At 33.9% G+C, this 15,726-nt stretch carries 16 protein-coding genes; 13 read left to right on the plus strand and 3 right to left on the minus strand.

All coding sequences use genetic code 11. The annotated features are described in order from the left end of the window. Positions 1-96: 96 nt before the first annotated feature. Positions 97-1,506, minus strand: a complete 1,410-nt coding sequence (gene glnA / locus K6112_05200; GenBank protein QZP17424.1) for a type I glutamate--ammonia ligase — start codon at positions 1,504-1,506, stop codon at positions 97-99. Positions 1,507-1,714: 208 nt separating this feature from the next. Between glnA and aroE the strand changes: the two genes are divergently transcribed. Further along, entirely contained in the window at positions 1,715-2,524 is an 810-nt protein-coding gene (aroE, locus tag K6112_05205) for a shikimate dehydrogenase (protein ID QZP17425.1), read from the plus strand. Here aroE and uvrA read toward each other — a convergent pair. Then, positions 2,519-5,329: an excinuclease ABC subunit UvrA gene (uvrA, locus tag K6112_05210; protein QZP17426.1), complete on the minus strand. Its 2,811-nt coding sequence runs from the start codon at positions 5,327-5,329 to the stop codon at positions 2,519-2,521. The genes aroE and uvrA overlap by 6 nt on opposite strands. A 76-nt stretch (positions 5,330-5,405) precedes the next feature. Here uvrA and K6112_05215 point away from each other — a divergent pair, with 76 nt between their 5' ends. From K6112_05215 to K6112_05255, 9 genes are all read left to right on the plus strand, one after another. Further along, positions 5,406-6,608 (plus strand): MFS transporter, encoded by a 1,203-nt coding sequence (locus K6112_05215; GenBank protein QZP17427.1) that lies wholly within the window; start codon positions 5,406-5,408, stop codon positions 6,606-6,608. Between the two features lie 15 nt (positions 6,609-6,623). After that, complete coding sequence (gene ssb, locus K6112_05220; protein QZP17428.1) at positions 6,624-7,085, plus strand: single-stranded DNA-binding protein; 462 nt, start codon at positions 6,624-6,626, stop codon at positions 7,083-7,085. 18 nt (positions 7,086-7,103) lie between these two features. Further along, entirely contained in the window at positions 7,104-7,364 is a 261-nt protein-coding gene (locus K6112_05225; GenBank protein ID QZP17429.1) for a zinc ribbon domain-containing protein, read from the plus strand. Further along, positions 7,357-7,983 (plus strand): DUF502 domain-containing protein, encoded by a 627-nt coding sequence (locus K6112_05230; protein QZP17430.1) that lies wholly within the window; start codon positions 7,357-7,359, stop codon positions 7,981-7,983. Before K6112_05225 ends, K6112_05230 begins: the two co-directional genes overlap by 8 nt. Before the next feature lie 8 nt (positions 7,984-7,991). Next, entirely contained in the window at positions 7,992-9,782 is a 1,791-nt protein-coding gene (gene aspS / locus K6112_05235) for an aspartate--tRNA ligase (GenBank protein QZP17431.1), read from the plus strand. Then, entirely contained in the window at positions 9,775-10,158 is a 384-nt protein-coding gene (locus K6112_05240; GenBank protein ID QZP17432.1) for a diguanylate cyclase, read from the plus strand. Before aspS ends, K6112_05240 begins: the two co-directional genes overlap by 8 nt. Positions 10,159-10,264: 106 nt before the next feature. Continuing rightward, positions 10,265-12,181 (plus strand): tetratricopeptide repeat protein, encoded by a 1,917-nt coding sequence (locus tag K6112_05245; GenBank protein QZP17433.1) that lies wholly within the window; start codon positions 10,265-10,267, stop codon positions 12,179-12,181. Beyond that, a complete protein-coding gene (locus K6112_05250) occupies positions 12,174-12,851 on the plus strand; it encodes a glycosyltransferase (GenBank protein QZP17434.1) in 678 nt (225 codons plus the stop codon). The genes K6112_05245 and K6112_05250 overlap by 8 nt, the downstream gene beginning before the upstream one ends. A 27-nt stretch (positions 12,852-12,878) precedes the next feature. After that, on the plus strand, positions 12,879-13,298 hold the full coding sequence (locus tag K6112_05255; GenBank protein QZP17435.1) for a secondary thiamine-phosphate synthase enzyme YjbQ: 420 nt from the start codon (positions 12,879-12,881) through the stop codon (positions 13,296-13,298). 1 nt (position 13,299) lies between these two features. On the opposite strand, the gene K6112_05260 is transcribed toward K6112_05255, so the two are convergent. Then, positions 13,300-13,731, minus strand: a complete 432-nt coding sequence (locus K6112_05260; GenBank protein ID QZP17436.1) for a CBS domain-containing protein — start codon at positions 13,729-13,731, stop codon at positions 13,300-13,302. A gap of 156 nt (positions 13,732-13,887) precedes the next feature. Between K6112_05260 and K6112_05265 the strand changes: the two genes are divergently transcribed. The 3 genes from K6112_05265 to ruvA are packed head-to-tail and all read left to right on the plus strand — an operon-like array spanning position 13,888 to position 15,717. Beyond that, a complete protein-coding gene (locus K6112_05265; protein ID QZP17437.1) occupies positions 13,888-14,613 on the plus strand; it encodes a YebC/PmpR family DNA-binding transcriptional regulator in 726 nt (241 codons plus the stop codon). Positions 14,614-14,620: 7 nt separating this feature from the next. Continuing rightward, complete coding sequence (ruvC, locus tag K6112_05270) at positions 14,621-15,145, plus strand: crossover junction endodeoxyribonuclease RuvC (GenBank protein QZP17438.1); 525 nt, start codon at positions 14,621-14,623, stop codon at positions 15,143-15,145. Then, positions 15,142-15,717, plus strand: coding sequence for a Holliday junction branch migration protein RuvA (ruvA, locus tag K6112_05275; protein ID QZP17439.1), 576 nt, complete (start codon positions 15,142-15,144; stop codon positions 15,715-15,717). Before ruvC ends, ruvA begins: the two co-directional genes overlap by 4 nt. The last annotated feature ends 9 nt before the right edge of the window (positions 15,718-15,726 follow it).

A 15,726-nucleotide genomic window follows, 5' to 3' on the forward strand; every position in this document is an offset into this window, starting at 1 on the left:
TTTTAATGGGTATTTTTAAAAACTTAATGCACAATAAAAGTGCAAGATAATTTTGTTTAAAAAAAAGCGAGGCTTAGCCTCGCTTTAATTTGTTTCTTATAGACTGTAGTACATATCAAATTCTACAGGGTGTGGTGTCATTCTCATGCGTGTGACATCCTCCATTTTAAGTCCGATGTAACTATCGATAAAGTCATTACTAAAGACGCCACCTCGTGTTAAGAATTCACGATCTTTGTCTAATTCACTTAAAGCCTCTTCAAGAGATGCTGCAACCTGTGGAATTTTTGCTTCCTCTTGGGCTGTTAAGTCATATAAATCTCTTGTTTCGCCATCACCAGGATGAATTTTATTTTGAATGCCATCAAGACCTGCCATCATCATTGCACTAAATGCAAGATACGGATTAGCCATAGGGTCTGGGAATCTTACTTCGATTCTTCTTGCATTGTCTGAAGAAACATGGGGGATTCTGATTGCTGCTGATCGATTTTTTGCTGAATAAGCGAGCATCACAGGCGCTTCAAATCCTGGTACAAGACGTTTATATGAATTAGTTGAAGGGTTTGTTATGGCATTGAGGGCTTTACCGTGTTTGATAATCCCGCCAATATAATAAAGCGCTTCATCACTTAGGTTAGCATATTTCTTTCCCGCAAAAAGGTTTTTACCTTTTTTCCAAATAGATTGGTGGACGTGCATTCCAGTTCCATTATCGTTCAGGACTGGTTTTGGCATAAATGTTGCTGTCTTTCCATAATGATGGGCAGTGTTCATGACAACGTATTTAAGTATTTGGGTCCAATCTGCTCTTTCTGTAAGAGATGAAAATTTAGTGCCAATCTCATTTTGACCTGAGCCAGCTACTTCATGGTGATGCACTTCAACTGGAACACCCATTTCCTCCAATGTAAGACACATTTGAGAACGAAGGTCTTGAAGTGAGTCAACAGGCGGTACTGGAAAATACCCACCCTTAACTCTTGGTCTATGCCCTACGTTGCCACCTTCATGCTCTGTTTTGGAGTCCCACTCAGCTTCTTCAGAGCTAATTTTTACTGAAGATCCGCTCATCCCTGAATCCCAGGTAATAGAATCAAAAACAAAAAATTCAGGTTCAGGGCCAAAGTAGACCGTATCTCCAATGCCTGTTTTTTTAAGATACTGCTCAGCACGATTTGCAATTGTTCGTGGATCTCTGTCATAGCCTTTGCCATCCTCAGGATCAACTACGTTACAAGTCAGAATGAGCGTTGATTCTTCCATAAATGGATCAATATTAGCCGTATTAGGGTCTGGGAAAAGTAACATATCTGAAGCATTAATACCTTTCCAGCCTGCAACTGAGGAACCATCAAAAGCATGTCCGTCTGTGAATTTACTCTTGTCAAATGCAGAGATTGGTACAGTCACATGCTGCTCTTTGCCCCGTGTATCCGAAAATCTTAAATCAACGAATTTAACGTTATTGCTTTTAATTTTTTTCATTACATTAGCTACCGACATACTATTTACTCCTTAATTAATGTTCTATTTTTTTTAATTATTACGCATTAAGTACACTTATTGGTGCAATTTTACTTACTTTTATATAAAAATAAACATATTAGGTACAATTTGCACTATTTAAGTGCAAATATGTAAAAAAATTGCACCAATATAATACAAAAATATTAATTTATGTACATCAAGTGATACGTTTTATAATAATAAAATGACCAAGTTAAATAAAAAATTTGCCGTACTCGGCCATCCAATATCACATTCTCTATCCCCTAAGATTCACCAATATTTTGCAAGTCAATTTGGCATCCATCTTGACTATCAAAGAATAGATGTGGAAAGTACGAATTTTAAAAAAACACTCATCTATTTACAACAGGAGGATTATGAGGGACTAAATATCACATTACCACTTAAGAATTTAGCCTATGAGATTTGCGACGAATTATCCACAAGAGCTCAACAGACAAAATCAGTAAATACAATTTCTATAAAAAACGATAAATTTTGTGGAGATACTACTGACGGCATAGGTCTCGTTACCGATCTGCTAACAAAGAATGTGACCATAGATAATAAAAAAATATTAGTTATTGGTGCAGGTGGTGCAGCCAATGGGGTGATGTTTGATTTGATTTCGCAACACCCTCATACTATTTTCTTAACTAATAGAACTATTTCAAAATCTCATGATATGGCAGAAAATTGGTCTTTATTAGCTAAAGATAACGATGTTTTATTAAATATCTTAAACCCCAAAGCCGACATTACTTTTGATTTGATTATAAATGCAACCTCGTCATCTATGGGAAACGATAGTGCGATATTTCCAGAAAATTTAAATGGGTATTATTGGTACGACATGATGTATGGCAAGCAAACGCCATTTTTATTAAAGGCTGAACAAAATAAAGCAAAATTTTCTGATGGGTTAGGGATGCTAGTTGAACAAGCTGCTGCCTCTTTTAATATTTGGCATCATCAAAAACCAAATACCAAATCAATTTACCAAATCCTATAAGTAATCTTTTAAAAACTTTCCTGTATAACTATTTTTATTTTTGCAGATCTCACTGGGTGTTCCTTCAGCGATAATTTGACCACCACCATCCCCTCCTTCAGGCCCTAGATCAATTATCCAATCAGCAGTTTTAATCACATCTAAATTATGTTCAATGATTGCTAAGGTATTACCATTTTTTTTCAACTGATGTAGAACATTCAAAAGAAGTTGAATATCAGCAAAATGAAGACCTGTTGTGGGTTCATCTAAGATATATAAGGTTCTTCCAGTATCTCTCTTCGATAACTCCAAGGCAAGCTTGACTCTCTGTGCTTCACCTCCTGAGAGTGTGGTGGCATTTTGTCCTAGTTTTATATAACTTAACCCCACATTCAAAAGTGTCTTAAGTTTCCTTTCAATCACAGGAATAGCACTAAAAAAATCGTAAGCTTGTTCAACTGTCATAGAAAGTACATCGTGTATATTTTTATTTTTATATTTAATTTCTAGCGTTTCTCGGTTGTAACGTTGACCTTCACAAAAATCACATTTCACATAAACGTCAGGTAAAAAATGCATTTCAACTTTTACGACTCCGTCCCCCTCACACGACTCACATCTTCCACCTTTAACGTTAAATGAAAATCTACCAGGAGCATATCCTCTAAGTTTGCTCTCAGGAACTTTTGAAAAAATATCCCGAATTGGCGTAAAGAGACCCGTATAGGTTGCTGGATTGGATCTAGGCGTTCTTCCAATAGGGCTCTGATTGACGTCTACAACTTTGTCAAAAAAATCAATGCCTATGATTTCCTTATGAGGCCCAATCTCTAAGTTGCTCTTATAAAGATGCTTTGCGAGTGAGTGATAAAGTGTATTGTTAATTAGAGTAGATTTTCCACTCCCTGAGACACCCGTAATACATGTCATCAAACCAATAGGTAATTTAAGGTCTACATCCTTTAAATTATTTCCGCTAGCTTTTAAAATTTGAAAAAAATTGCTATTTGGTTTAGTTTTTTCTTTGGATAATTCAATTACTTTCTTACCAGATAAATATTGGCCTGTAAGTGAATCTTCATTATTTAGAACTTCTTGGGGCGTGCCTTCTGCAATAATTTGACCTCCATGAAGTCCAGCTCCAGGACCTATATCCACAACATAATCCGCTGCCATAATGGCATCATAGTCATGCTCTACAACAATAACAGTGTTTCCTAAGTCACGTAAATCTTTAAGCGTTTTTAATAATTTGGCATTGTCCCTTTGATGCAGCCCTATCGATGGCTCATCTAAAACATACATCACGCCTGTTAACCCACTTCCAATTTGAGAGGCTAACCTAATACGTTGTGCTTCACCGCCTGACAATGTTTCTGCTGTTCTTGAAAGGGACAAATAATCTAGGCCGACATTGATAAGAAAAAAAATTCTATTTTTAATTTCTTGAATTATTTTTTCCGCAACTTTAGCTTTAGCTCCCTTTAATTCCAGGTTTTCAAAAAAATCAAAGGCTTTTCTTAAAGCAAGCTCACAAATAAAATTAATATTCTTATCCCCAACTAAAACATGCCTAGCTTCTTCTCTCAATCTAGCTCCCTTACAAGTAGGGCAAGTGTGTACATTTAGATATTTAGCAATTTCATCTCTGACAATCCCAGATTCAGTTTCTTGGTAACGTCTCGTTAGGTTATTTAAAATTCCCTCAAAAGTATGCGATTTCGAATAAATCTTTCCTTGTTCACTAAGGTATGAAAAATTAATAACTTCTTTTTTACTCCCATACAAAACTACTGACTGTATTTCATTGGGTAGATTTTCATATGGCGTCTCTAAATCAAAATCATAATGTTTAGCTAAGCTTGAAAGAATTTGAAAATAAAATTGATTTCTTTTGTCCCATCCTTTTATTGCTCCGGCAGCTAGGGATAGTTGCGGCAAAGCCACTACTTTTTGTGGGTCAAAAAAACTTTTATGTCCTAACCCATCACAATCGGGGCATGCGCCCATCGGGTTATTAAAGGAAAAAAGTCGAGGTTCTAATTCTGGGATAGCATAGTCGCAATGGGGACATGCAAATTTGGATGAAAAAAGCCGCGTTTCTTCTGTTTCCATATCAAGCGCTAAAATCTTACCATCTGTTAATTTAAGACCTGTTTCAATAGATTCTGTAATGCGCTGTTTTATCTCTTGATTTATTTTTAACCGGTCGATGACAACATCGATTTGGTGGTTTATTTTTTTTTCTATTTCAGGCAAATTGTCTATTTCGTAGATTGTGCCATCCAATCGGACTCTTATAAATCCTTGAGCTCTAAGTTCGTTTATTAAGTCTGTATGACTCCCTTTACGATTATTTATGACAGGGGCAAGAATAATTACTTTTGTATTTTCAGGAAGTTCTAATAATTGATCAACAATTTGGGAAATAGTCTGTGCTTCTAATTTAATATTATGTTCTGGGCAAACTGGGTCACCTGCTCTTGCAAACAAGAGCCTCAAATAATCATGAATTTCAGTTACTGTTCCCACAGTAGATCTTGGGTTATGTGAAGTCGATTTCTGTTCGATTGATATTGCGGGCGAAAGTCCCTCAATAAGGTCTACATCAGGTTTATTTAAACGGTCAAGAAACTGTCTGGCATAGGCAGATAAAGACTCGACATATCTTCTTTGTCCTTCCGCATAGAGTGTGTCAAAAGCTAGTGATGATTTTCCTGAACCAGATAAACCAGTAATCACAATCAGCTTGTTTCGAGGAAGGTTAATAGAGATATTTTTTAGGTTATGGGTTCTCGCCCCTTTTATATTTATATAATTCATTAATTTTTATTTAATTATGCGCAACCTGATAATATAACGGATTATTTATGATTAATGTGACTCGTATTCAACTCTTATGGTTCAGAAAGACAGAATGTCCCCCAATGAAATAAAAGCAAGCTCAATTTTAGCCTCTATCTATGCATTAAGAATGCTGGGTATTTTTTTAATATTACCTATTTTTTCTATTTATGCTGCAGAACTCCCAAGTCAACCATCGATCTTTCAGATAGGTTTAGCACTTGGAATTTATGGGCTTACTCAGGCAATATTTCAAATTCCTTTTGGGATGGTATCTGATGTTGTGGGGCGTAAAAAGGTCATTTATTTTGGCTTAGCACTATTCATTGTAGGCTCATTATGTGCTGGACTAACTAATGACATTGAATTAATAATTGTAGGGCGGGCTATTCAGGGTGCTGGCGCAATTTCAGCAGTTTTAAGTGCATTGTTAGCAGACTTAACCTCTGATGAAAGCCGAACAAAAGCAATGGGTATTGTGGGGGTATCCATCGGCCTAACCTTTGCTTTATCGCTCGTGCTAAGTCCCCTGATTAATGAATTAATAGGGGTATCAGGCATTTTTATTTTAATGGGAGTTTTGTCTATTATTGCCATACTTGTCATTAAATTTTTTATAACTGAAGCTTCCGATAAAAAGAAAACCTCATACAACTTAAATGATTTTTTATTTATTCTAAAAAGATGGGACTTAAATCGACTTAACCTAGGTATATTTGTTTTGCACGCAACTCAGATTGCCTTGTTTATTACAATTCCTTATTACTTAATAACAAAAGGTGGCTTGCCACTAGAAGAGCATTGGAGCATCTACCTCCCCATATTATTTTTATCATTTGTCTTTATGGTGCCTATGATTATTTTTTCACAAAGGTGGAAGCTGTCCAAACAAACATTTTTATTCTCAATCATTCTTTTATTTTTATCTCAATTTTTATTCATTAATTATTCTAATGAAATACTTAATATAAGCTTGGCCTTATTGATTTACTTTATAGGCTTTAACTTTTTAGAGGCTTCACTTCCTAGCTTGGTGAGTAGAATTGCACCGATTGATAGAAAAGGATTTTCTTTAGGGGTGTATAATACATGTCAATCATTAGGAATGTTTTTTGGAGGCATTCTTGGAGGTTTCGCAGCTAAGAATTTTGGTTATGTAGGTGTTTTTTATTTTTGTGGAATTATAATATCGATTTGGTTTATTTTTTCTCTATCAATAAAAATGCCTGAATTAAAAAAGGGTTTAAAAAATACTTAAGGGGATAATTTAATTATGTCAGTCAATAAGGTAATTTTAGTTGGAAGATTGGGGCAGGATCCTGATGTTCGTTATATGCCGAACGAAACTGCAGTATGTAACTTTAGTTTAGCTACGAGTAGTTCATATAAAGATAAAACAGGAGAAAAAGTTGATCAAACTGAGTGGCATAGAATTGTTATGTTTGGCAAAGTAGCGGAAATCGCTAAAGAATATCTTAAAAAAGGAAGTCAAATATTTGTTGAGGGCAGACTCCAAACAAGAAAATGGCAAACAAAAGATGGCCAGGATAGATATACCACGGAGGTCGTTGCTGCGACGATGCAAATGCTTGGTTCTAAAGATAATGCTTCAGGTGGAAGTGACTCATCAGGTAATTTTGAGCAACAAAAAAGTCAATCATCTAATGAGTCTACTAAAGCGCCATCTCCTGCAGTTGAATCCTTTGATCAATTGGAAGACGATATTCCATTTTAAAAATATTTTAAAATTTTTATGCCAATTTATGAATTCATATGTGAAAACTGTAATTACAAGGAAGATCTAATTAGAAAAATTAGTGAGCCAACAATAATTTCATGCCCTAAATGTAATGGTCAAAATTTTATTAAGCAAGTTTCAGCTCCAAATTTTAAGCTAAAAGGTTCGGGCTGGTATGAAACAGATTTTAAGAATAAAAATAATGCAAAAGATTCAAAAAAAAATGATGCGACAAAAAAATCAATAACAAAGAAAACCGAGAAGCCAAATGTTTAAAAAAAATATACTCACGGGTCTTTTAGTTTTAATTCCTATTGTTTTAACTTTATGGGTACTTGTTACGCTCACCCAGTTTTTAGATCAAGTATTATTATTCTTGCCTAAAGAATTTCAGCCTGATATATTTTTTGGAGGGGCGATTCCAGGGTATGGTGTTATCGTAACGCTGGTTGTTGTTTTTCTTACGGGCTTAATTGCTAATAATTTTTTTGGTAAAAAGATTATTTCTGTATATGAGTATGTCCTAAATAAGGTACCAGTAATAAGTTCTATATATAAGGGTATTAAGCAAGTATCAGATACACTTTTATCCAACTCTGGGCAAGCATTCTCTAAAGCAGTTTTAATTGAATTTCCAAATGCAGGCACATATACATTTGCCTTTGTGACGGGTGTCCCAAATGATCAAATTGCTAAATATTTGAAAGGAAAGTTCGTTAATGTTTATGTGCCAACGACACCAAACCCAACTTCTGGATATACATTGATCGTGCCTACAAAAAAAATTATCGAGATTGATCTTAGTGTCGATCAGGTTTTAAAGTATGTCATCTCTATGGGCGTTTCAACAACAGATAAAGAGTTTATTAAAAATAATAAAAAGAAAAGAAAGTAGAAAGTTAAATGAGAACAAATTTTTGTGGTGAATTAAATAAATCCCATGTGGATACCGAAGTAACTTTATGTGGCTGGGCACATCGTCGAAGAGATCATGGCGGTGTTATATTTATTGACTTAAGAGACAAGAAGGGGCTAGCTCAGATTGTGATAGACCCTGATACACCGGAAGCTTTTAAAGCTGGTGAATCCGTTCGTAACGAATTTGTTTTACAAGTTACTTGTAAGGTAAGGCTTAGGCCTGAAGGCACTGTTAATAAAAACCTGCCCTCAGGGGAAGTTGAAATGCTAGCGTCGGAAGTTACAATCCTTAATCCTTCCCTAACGCCACCTTTTATGCTTGATGATGAAACAATTTCGGAGTCAGTTAGGTTAGAAAGCCGTTTTATTGATCTTAGAAGAGATGTGATGCAAAAGAATCTTCGCCTGAGATACGATATTTCTAAAAATTTTAGAACTTATCTTGATAAAAATGATTTTATGGAGATCGAAACGCCAATTTTAACAAGGAGTACCCCAGAGGGAGCTAGAGATTATTTAGTGCCTTCAAGAGTCCACCAAGGTGAATTTTTTGCATTGCCTCAATCCCCTCAGTTATTTAAGCAAATGTTAATGATTTCTGGGTTTGATAGATATTTTCAAATTGCTAAATGCTTTCGCGATGAAGATTTAAGAGCCGATAGACAGCCAGAATTTACTCAATTAGATATTGAGCTTTCTTTTTCGAATGAAAAAGAAATAATGCAGATTAATGAAGGCATGATTCGACAAATGTTTTTAGACACCATGGATATAAAGCTTCCAAAAACTTTCCCTCAGCTAACTTATGCTGATGCAATGAATAAGTATGGCTCCGATAAGCCTGATCTACGAGTCACCCTTGAGCTTGTCGACTTAACTGAAGAGCTTAAGAAGGTTGAGTTTAAAGTATTTTCCTCAGCAGCAAATATGACAAATGGTAGAGTGGCTGCCCTTAAAATACCGGGTGGATCTGAGCTTTCAAGATCTGAGATAGATGCATATACCGAATTCGTAAAGATTTATGGCGCTAAAGGTTTAGCCTATATAAAGGTAAATGATGTTTCACAACTTGATGAAAACGGTCTTCAGAGTCCAATTGTAAAAAATATTAATCCTTATGTATTAAAAGCAATCATGGATAAAACTAAAGCATCCAATGGAGATTTGATTTTCTTTGGCGCTGATAAAGAGAAGGTTGTTAATGAGGCATTAGGTGCGTTGAGAGAAAAAATTGGACATGACAAAGGCCTTGTAAATGATTTATTTTGGGCACCTTTATGGATAGTTGATTTCCCCATGTTTGATTTTGACGAAGAAAATAAAAGGTGGAATGCCCTGCACCACCCTTTCACTGCACCAAAAGATGGGCATGAGGATCTTCTTGATTCAGATCCAGGTAAATGCTTATCAAAAGCGTATGACATGGTTATCAATGGCTCTGAAGTTGGAGGCGGCTCCATACGTATCCATAAGAGCGATGTGCAATCTAAAGTATTTAAGGCTTTAAATATCTCTAAGGATGAAGCACAGGAAAAATTTGGTTTTTTATTAGAAGCACTTCAATATGGCGCACCCCCTCATGGTGGAATAGCTTTTGGAGTAGATAGAATAGTGACGCTTTTGGCAGGTGCTGATTCAATTAGAGATGTGATTGCTTTTCCAAAAACTCAAAAAGCACAGTGTTTGTTAACAAACGCACCAAATGAAGTAGATGACAAACAGTTAAGAGAGCTTCATATTAAAAAAAGGTTAACAGCTTCTCAAAAAAATGATTAACGGTATTGATCATTACAATCTTCGTTCAGATGAAAAGATGATTGAGACTCTCAAAGAATTCTATATTAATATCGTAGGATTAAAGCTTGGCTATCGACCCCCTTTTAATAGTAAAGGTTATTGGCTTTATGCAAAAGAAAAGGATGTTCTTCATCTCAGTTCATCAAAAGATAATATAAAAAACTTAATCAATATCGATTCAACACTAGATCATGTTTCATTTTCTGCTAATGACAAAAGTTTTTTTATGGAAACTCTTAAAAAAAATAATATTGTTTTTAAAGAGAGGCACATCCCTGAAATTAATATTGATCAGTTATTTTTTAAAGATCCTGCTGGTAACGGGATTGAATTAATTTTTAAAGAAAATAGCTAATTCAAAACGTAGCTTTCTACTTAATTTAATTTTTATTATTTAACCCTTTTTTAAAATTTTATGAATCTTTTAATTTAAATGTTTTCTTTTCATATAAGATTTAAAAATGGTCTATAAAAATAAACATAAAGTTTCAAAGGCTTTGAAGGAAGCGCTTATTTTTTGCCAAAAAGGTAAATTTAATGAAGCTAGAGTAATATATAAAAAATTAATAAAAATAATCCCCGCAAACGACCAAATGCTTGCAAACTATGGCACTCTTGAGTTGCAAATAGGTAACACAGAGTATGCAACTGAGCTGCTAGATAGATCATTAATAATTAATCCAAACCAACCAAATATTCTTAATAATTTAGGTAACCTCTATTTAGAAAATGGAGACTTTAAAAAATCGATTAATTATTTTGATAAGGCCATAAGCCTAAGCCCTAAAAGCTTTAATACTTTTTACAATAAAGGAAGGGCGATGACTGCAATCAATAAAATAGATGAAGCTATTAATTGTTATCAACAAGCAATAAGTATTGAACCTAAAAATAAATTAGCACACTTTAATTTAGGTTTTGTTTTTAATATAAGCAAGGATTTTGAAAAAGCAATTGATCATTATGATGCTGCTATCAAAATAGATGAAAACTTTACCGAGGCCTTTTTTAATAGAGGTGTGACATATTCAAATAAAAGTAAACATCATAAAGCTATTAAGGATTTTAATGCTGCAATTAAAATTGAATTTAACGAAAGGTTTATTTTTAAAAGAGCAAGGGAGCATGAGGAGATAGAAGACTTTTCTAAGGCATTAGATGACTATTCTCTAATTATTAATTCTGAATCTTCAGCCGAAAATAAAGGTTTAGCATATTGTAGAAGGGGAGATTTGCAAAATCAAATGAATAATCATAAAAGCGGAATGCCTGATCTTGAGATGGCTATAACCATACAACCTGATAATGCAGTTTATTACAATAATTATGCGAATGGACTAAGAACATTAAATCAAAACGAAGAGGCGATAAAGTTTTATAAACGTGCAATTGAGCTTGATTGTGAAAATTATAGTGCTAAGTTAAATCTCTCATATTTTGAATTCGCTTCTCATAATTTTAGCAATGCATGGCGATTATATGAATCAAGATGGAATGCTCAAGATCAAAAAACAATACCACTATCCACCGAAAAACCTAAGTTAAATAGTTTTGATGTAAAAAATAAAAAGATTCTAATTTGGTCAGAGCAAGGTCTAGGAGATCATATTTTATATAGCACAATGCTAGCTGATGCTTTGATGAGTGATAATGATTTCATTGTTGTTATTGACTCAAGATTATTAGATTTATACAAAGCATCCTTTAAAGATTTTAAAAATGTAGTTTTTTTAGATGCTGCGGATAATGAGAACTTATATGATTTTCATATATCAATGGGGGATCTTGGCCAATTCTTTAGAAATTCAAAACAGGACTTTCTTGACCAAAAAAAACCATTATTGGAAGCAGATAAAAAATATACAAGGATATTAAAGGATAAAATTAATTCGAAGAAAAAATTTATTTGTGGTCTCTCATGGCGAAGCAAAAATCCAACTATTGGAAAAAGCAAAAGTATGAGATTAACCGATTTAAATTCAATTTTTAACTTACCTAATATTGAATTTGTTGATCTTCAGTATGGAGATACCAAAAAAGAAAAAAAAGAGTTTAAAGGTAATTTTGGATTTGAATTGGTTGAAATGAATGATATAGATAATTTTTATGATATTTCTAAACTAGCAGCATTAATTAATGTATGTGATTTTGTTATTACAGCAAGTAATGTTACGGCTCATATAGCCGGAGCATTAAATAAAAAAACTTACTTAATTGTTCCATATACAGATGGAAGGATTTGGTATTGGGGAATTGATGAGCATAAAAGCTTATGGTACCCGTCTATTCAGATACTAAGATCAGATAAGCTTCAAGATTGGGAAGCTCCCATAAAAAACTTGATGGATTTATTATCACAGGAGATTAATTATGAATGAGGTTATTAAAATAGTCGTTGGTTTTGATCAGAGAGAGTCTGTGGCTTACCATACCTTTGTTCAAAGTGTTATAGAAAAATCCTCTCTACCTGTTTCTTTTATTCCATTGGCCATAAATACTTTAAAAGGATATGAGGAGAAGCATGAAGATAGGAGTAATGATTTTGTTTACTCAAGATTTTTAACTCCTTATTTAAATGATTTTAAAGGGTGGGCTATTTTTGCAGATGGAGATATGATTTGTCAGGCAGATATCAAAGAACTCTGGGATTTAAGAGATGAAAGTAAGGCAGTCCAAGTTGTTAAACATAATTATAAGACTAAGGCTAAAAAAAAATATTTAGGAAATAAAAATGAAAATTATCCGAAAAAAAACTGGTCAAGTTTAATTTTATGGAACTGCAGCCATCCTAAAAATAAAAATTTAACGCCGAACCTTATATCAAGTCAATCAGGTACATATTTACATCGATTTTCTTGGTTAAATGAAGAAGATATAGGTGAATTAAATACTGAATGGAACTGGCTTGCTATTGAATATCCCAAAAATAACAAGGCCAAAATTATTCACTATACCCTTGGGACCCCATGCTTTGAAGATTATAAAAAAACAGATTTTTCTGAAATCTGGTATGAAAAGTACAATAAAATTTTAGAAGGTTTAGAATAAATATTAATTTTTAAAGGAATGGTAAGTATGAAAAGCTTTAAAAAAGAGCTGTGGTTTAATGCTCCTGAAAGAATGCACTTTACTAATATTACCCCAGAGGTAAATTCCTGTTTAGTTGAAAGTGGAATCCAAGAAGGGCTTGTACTAGTGAATGCAATGCATATTACGGCGAGTGTTTTTATTAACGATGATGAATCAGGCTTACATCATGACTATAAAAAATGGCTTGAGGAATTAGCACCTCATGAGCCCTTGAGTCATTATAGACATAATGATACTGGTGAAGATAATGCTGATGCACATATTAAAAGACAGGTAATGGGCAGAGAAGTGGTTGTTGCCATCACAGAAGGAAAGCTAGATTTTGGCCCATGGGAACAAATCTTCTATGGTGAATTTGACGGAAGACGAAAGAAGAGAGCGTTAGTTAAAATAATTGGTGAGTAATTTAATTTTGAATGAAGCTTTCAAGTTGTCTAATTAAATCTCTTTGGTGACTGATCATTTCTTTGACAAGGTCGCCTTGCGAAACCATGCCAATAATTTCATTTCCTTTAAGAACAGGGATATGACGAATTTTTTTCTCTGACATTACCTCTAAACCTTTCTCAAATGAATCCGAGGGCTGAAGAGATAAAACTTTTTTGGTCATAATATCTTTGACCAGGGTTTCTTTTGATGATTTTTTATGAAGAATGATTTCCCTAGCATAATCTCTTTCGGAAATGATTCCCACCATCTTATCTTTTTCTGTCACTAACAAAGCACCAATTTTATATTCTGCCATAACTATAAGTGCTTCAATGACAGTTTGAGTTGGGGCAATTGTCAGTAGCTTCTTAATATTTTTTGTATCGATAATTTGCTTTAATGTTTTCATTAAAATTTGTCGAATTAATATAAAAAACAGCATAACTAAATTATCAGTTTTAAGCAAAATTGTTAAAAAATTTTAAAGTTAAAACAAATCTACTTCTTAAGTGGATTAAGTTTACTGATAAACTATAACGAATAAAATATTTAGATAGGATTGAGTATGGCAGGGCATTCAAAGTGGGCAAATATTCAGCATCGTAAGGGAAGACAGGACGCTAAGAGAGGAAAAATTTTTACGAAGTTAGTTAAGGAGATTACTGTCGCTGCAAGGTTAAGTGGAGGAGATATTAATTTTAATCCGAGATTAAGGTCTGCAGTCACAACTGCTAAAGAACAAAGTATGCCAGCTGAAAATATTACAAGGGCAATAAAAAAAGGAACTGGAGAATTAGAAGGCGTTAATTACGAAGAGATTAGGTATGAAGGTTATGGCATCAGTGGTGTAGCAATTATTATTGATTGTTTAACAGACAATAAAGTGCGTGCAGTAGCTGATGTGAGGCACGCTTTATCAAAAAATGGGGGCAACCTTGGTACTGATGGATCTGTTTCATTTTTATTCAAACATTGTGGCAGTATCTTCTTTGCTCCCATAGATGATAGTGAAGCACTCATGGATGAAGCAATTAATTTAGGGGCAGATGATGTCATTATTAATGATGATAAAAGTATTGAGATTATTACCGCTCCAAATGACTTTACTAAAATAAATGAAGGACTTGAAAAATTAGGTTTTAAAAAAGAATTAGCTGAGTTAACAATGAAGGCAGAAAATGAAATAAATTTAAGAGGTGATGACGCTTCGAGGATGCAAAAAATATTAGATATTTTAGAGGATTTAGATGATGTTCAGGAAGTCTATACAAATGCAAATTTTGAAGATTAACTAATCATTGAATACGATCTTAGGCATTGATCCTGGATTAAGAGTAACTGGCTATGGTGTTATTCATCAGGAGAAACAAAATTTTATATATGAATCAAGTGGAACAATCAAAACGGCTAAACAAGATCTTGATCTAGCTGCAAGGATTAAAATTATAGTTAAAGGGATTGATGAGGTGATTGAAAAGTTTAGCCCTAGTATTGTTGCAATTGAAAAAGTGTTCGTAAATACTAACCCTCAGTCTACGCTTTTACTTGGTCAGGCTCGAGGTGCTGCAATAGCATCAATTGTATCTAAAGACATTAATATTTTCGAGTATACAGCTCTACAAATCAAAAAATCTGTAGTAGGGAATGGCCATGCAGATAAACTTCAAGTGCAGACGATGGTGCAAAGGTTACTAAAGTTACCTTCACTACCTGGACCAGATTCAGGCGATGCACTCGCTTGTGCTATTTGTCATGCTAATATTAGTGATTCACTTGGAAGGCTAGGGGTAGGTAACCGAATGAAATCAGGCAGAATAATATGATTGGACGTATTCAAGGTAAAATTTTAGAAAAAATTCCCCCATATATCTTAATTGACTGTAATGGCGTAGGTTATGAAATAGAGGTCCCGATGACAACCTTTTATGATTTGCCAGAAGTTGGGAGTGATGTGGTACTGCTGACACATTTTCTTGTCAGAGAAGACGCACAATTATTATTTGGTTTCGCAACAGATCAAGAAAGGATAATCTTTAGAAAATTGCTAAAAGTTAATGGTATTGGTGCTAAAGCGTCATTATCAATTTTAGGTGGAATGACAGTCAATGAGTTGACGCATTCGATTCAAACCCAAGATGTAAATTCATTAACAAAGATACCAGGTGTTGGGAAAAAAACAGCGGAAAGATTAATTTTGGAACTTAAAGACAAAATCTCAGATACAGAGTTTGCGACCTCAAAAAATCAAGGATCATCTGAATTAAGTGACATTCAAAATGCTTTATTTGCCCTGGGATATAATCAGAAAGATATATTAACAGTAACAAAAGATTTAGATGAAAATGTCTCAGTAAATGATGGGATCAAACAGGCTTTAAAATTATTATCAAATTAAATTACATAA

The organism is Methylophilales bacterium, assembly GCA_019823025.1.
GTDB lineage: Bacteria > Pseudomonadota > Gammaproteobacteria > Burkholderiales > Methylophilaceae > BACL14.

What these genes read in the sequence shown, in the direction of transcription:
- glnA (QZP17424.1), bottom strand. Translation starts at nt 1,506, where the DNA reads ATGTCGGTAGCTAATGTAATGAAAAAAATTAAAAGCAATAACGTTAAA.
- aroE (QZP17425.1), top strand. Translation starts at nt 1,715, where the DNA reads ATGACCAAGTTAAATAAAAAATTTGCCGTACTCGGCCATCCAATATCA.
- uvrA (QZP17426.1), bottom strand. Translation starts at nt 5,329, where the DNA reads ATGAATTATATAAATATAAAAGGGGCGAGAACCCATAACCTAAAAAAT.
- K6112_05215 (QZP17427.1), top strand. Translation starts at nt 5,406, where the DNA reads ATGGTTCAGAAAGACAGAATGTCCCCCAATGAAATAAAAGCAAGCTCA.
- ssb (QZP17428.1), top strand. Translation starts at nt 6,624, where the DNA reads ATGTCAGTCAATAAGGTAATTTTAGTTGGAAGATTGGGGCAGGATCCT.
- K6112_05225 (QZP17429.1), top strand. Translation starts at nt 7,104, where the DNA reads ATGCCAATTTATGAATTCATATGTGAAAACTGTAATTACAAGGAAGAT.
- K6112_05230 (QZP17430.1), top strand. Translation starts at nt 7,357, where the DNA reads ATGTTTAAAAAAAATATACTCACGGGTCTTTTAGTTTTAATTCCTATT.
- aspS (QZP17431.1), top strand. Translation starts at nt 7,992, where the DNA reads ATGAGAACAAATTTTTGTGGTGAATTAAATAAATCCCATGTGGATACC.
- K6112_05240 (QZP17432.1), top strand. Translation starts at nt 9,775, where the DNA reads ATGATTAACGGTATTGATCATTACAATCTTCGTTCAGATGAAAAGATG.
- K6112_05245 (QZP17433.1), top strand. Translation starts at nt 10,265, where the DNA reads ATGGTCTATAAAAATAAACATAAAGTTTCAAAGGCTTTGAAGGAAGCG.
- K6112_05250 (QZP17434.1), top strand. Translation starts at nt 12,174, where the DNA reads ATGAATGAGGTTATTAAAATAGTCGTTGGTTTTGATCAGAGAGAGTCT.
- K6112_05255 (QZP17435.1), top strand. Translation starts at nt 12,879, where the DNA reads ATGAAAAGCTTTAAAAAAGAGCTGTGGTTTAATGCTCCTGAAAGAATG.
- K6112_05260 (QZP17436.1), bottom strand. Translation starts at nt 13,731, where the DNA reads ATGAAAACATTAAAGCAAATTATCGATACAAAAAATATTAAGAAGCTA.
- K6112_05265 (QZP17437.1), top strand. Translation starts at nt 13,888, where the DNA reads ATGGCAGGGCATTCAAAGTGGGCAAATATTCAGCATCGTAAGGGAAGA.
- ruvA (QZP17439.1), top strand. Translation starts at nt 15,142, where the DNA reads ATGATTGGACGTATTCAAGGTAAAATTTTAGAAAAAATTCCCCCATAT.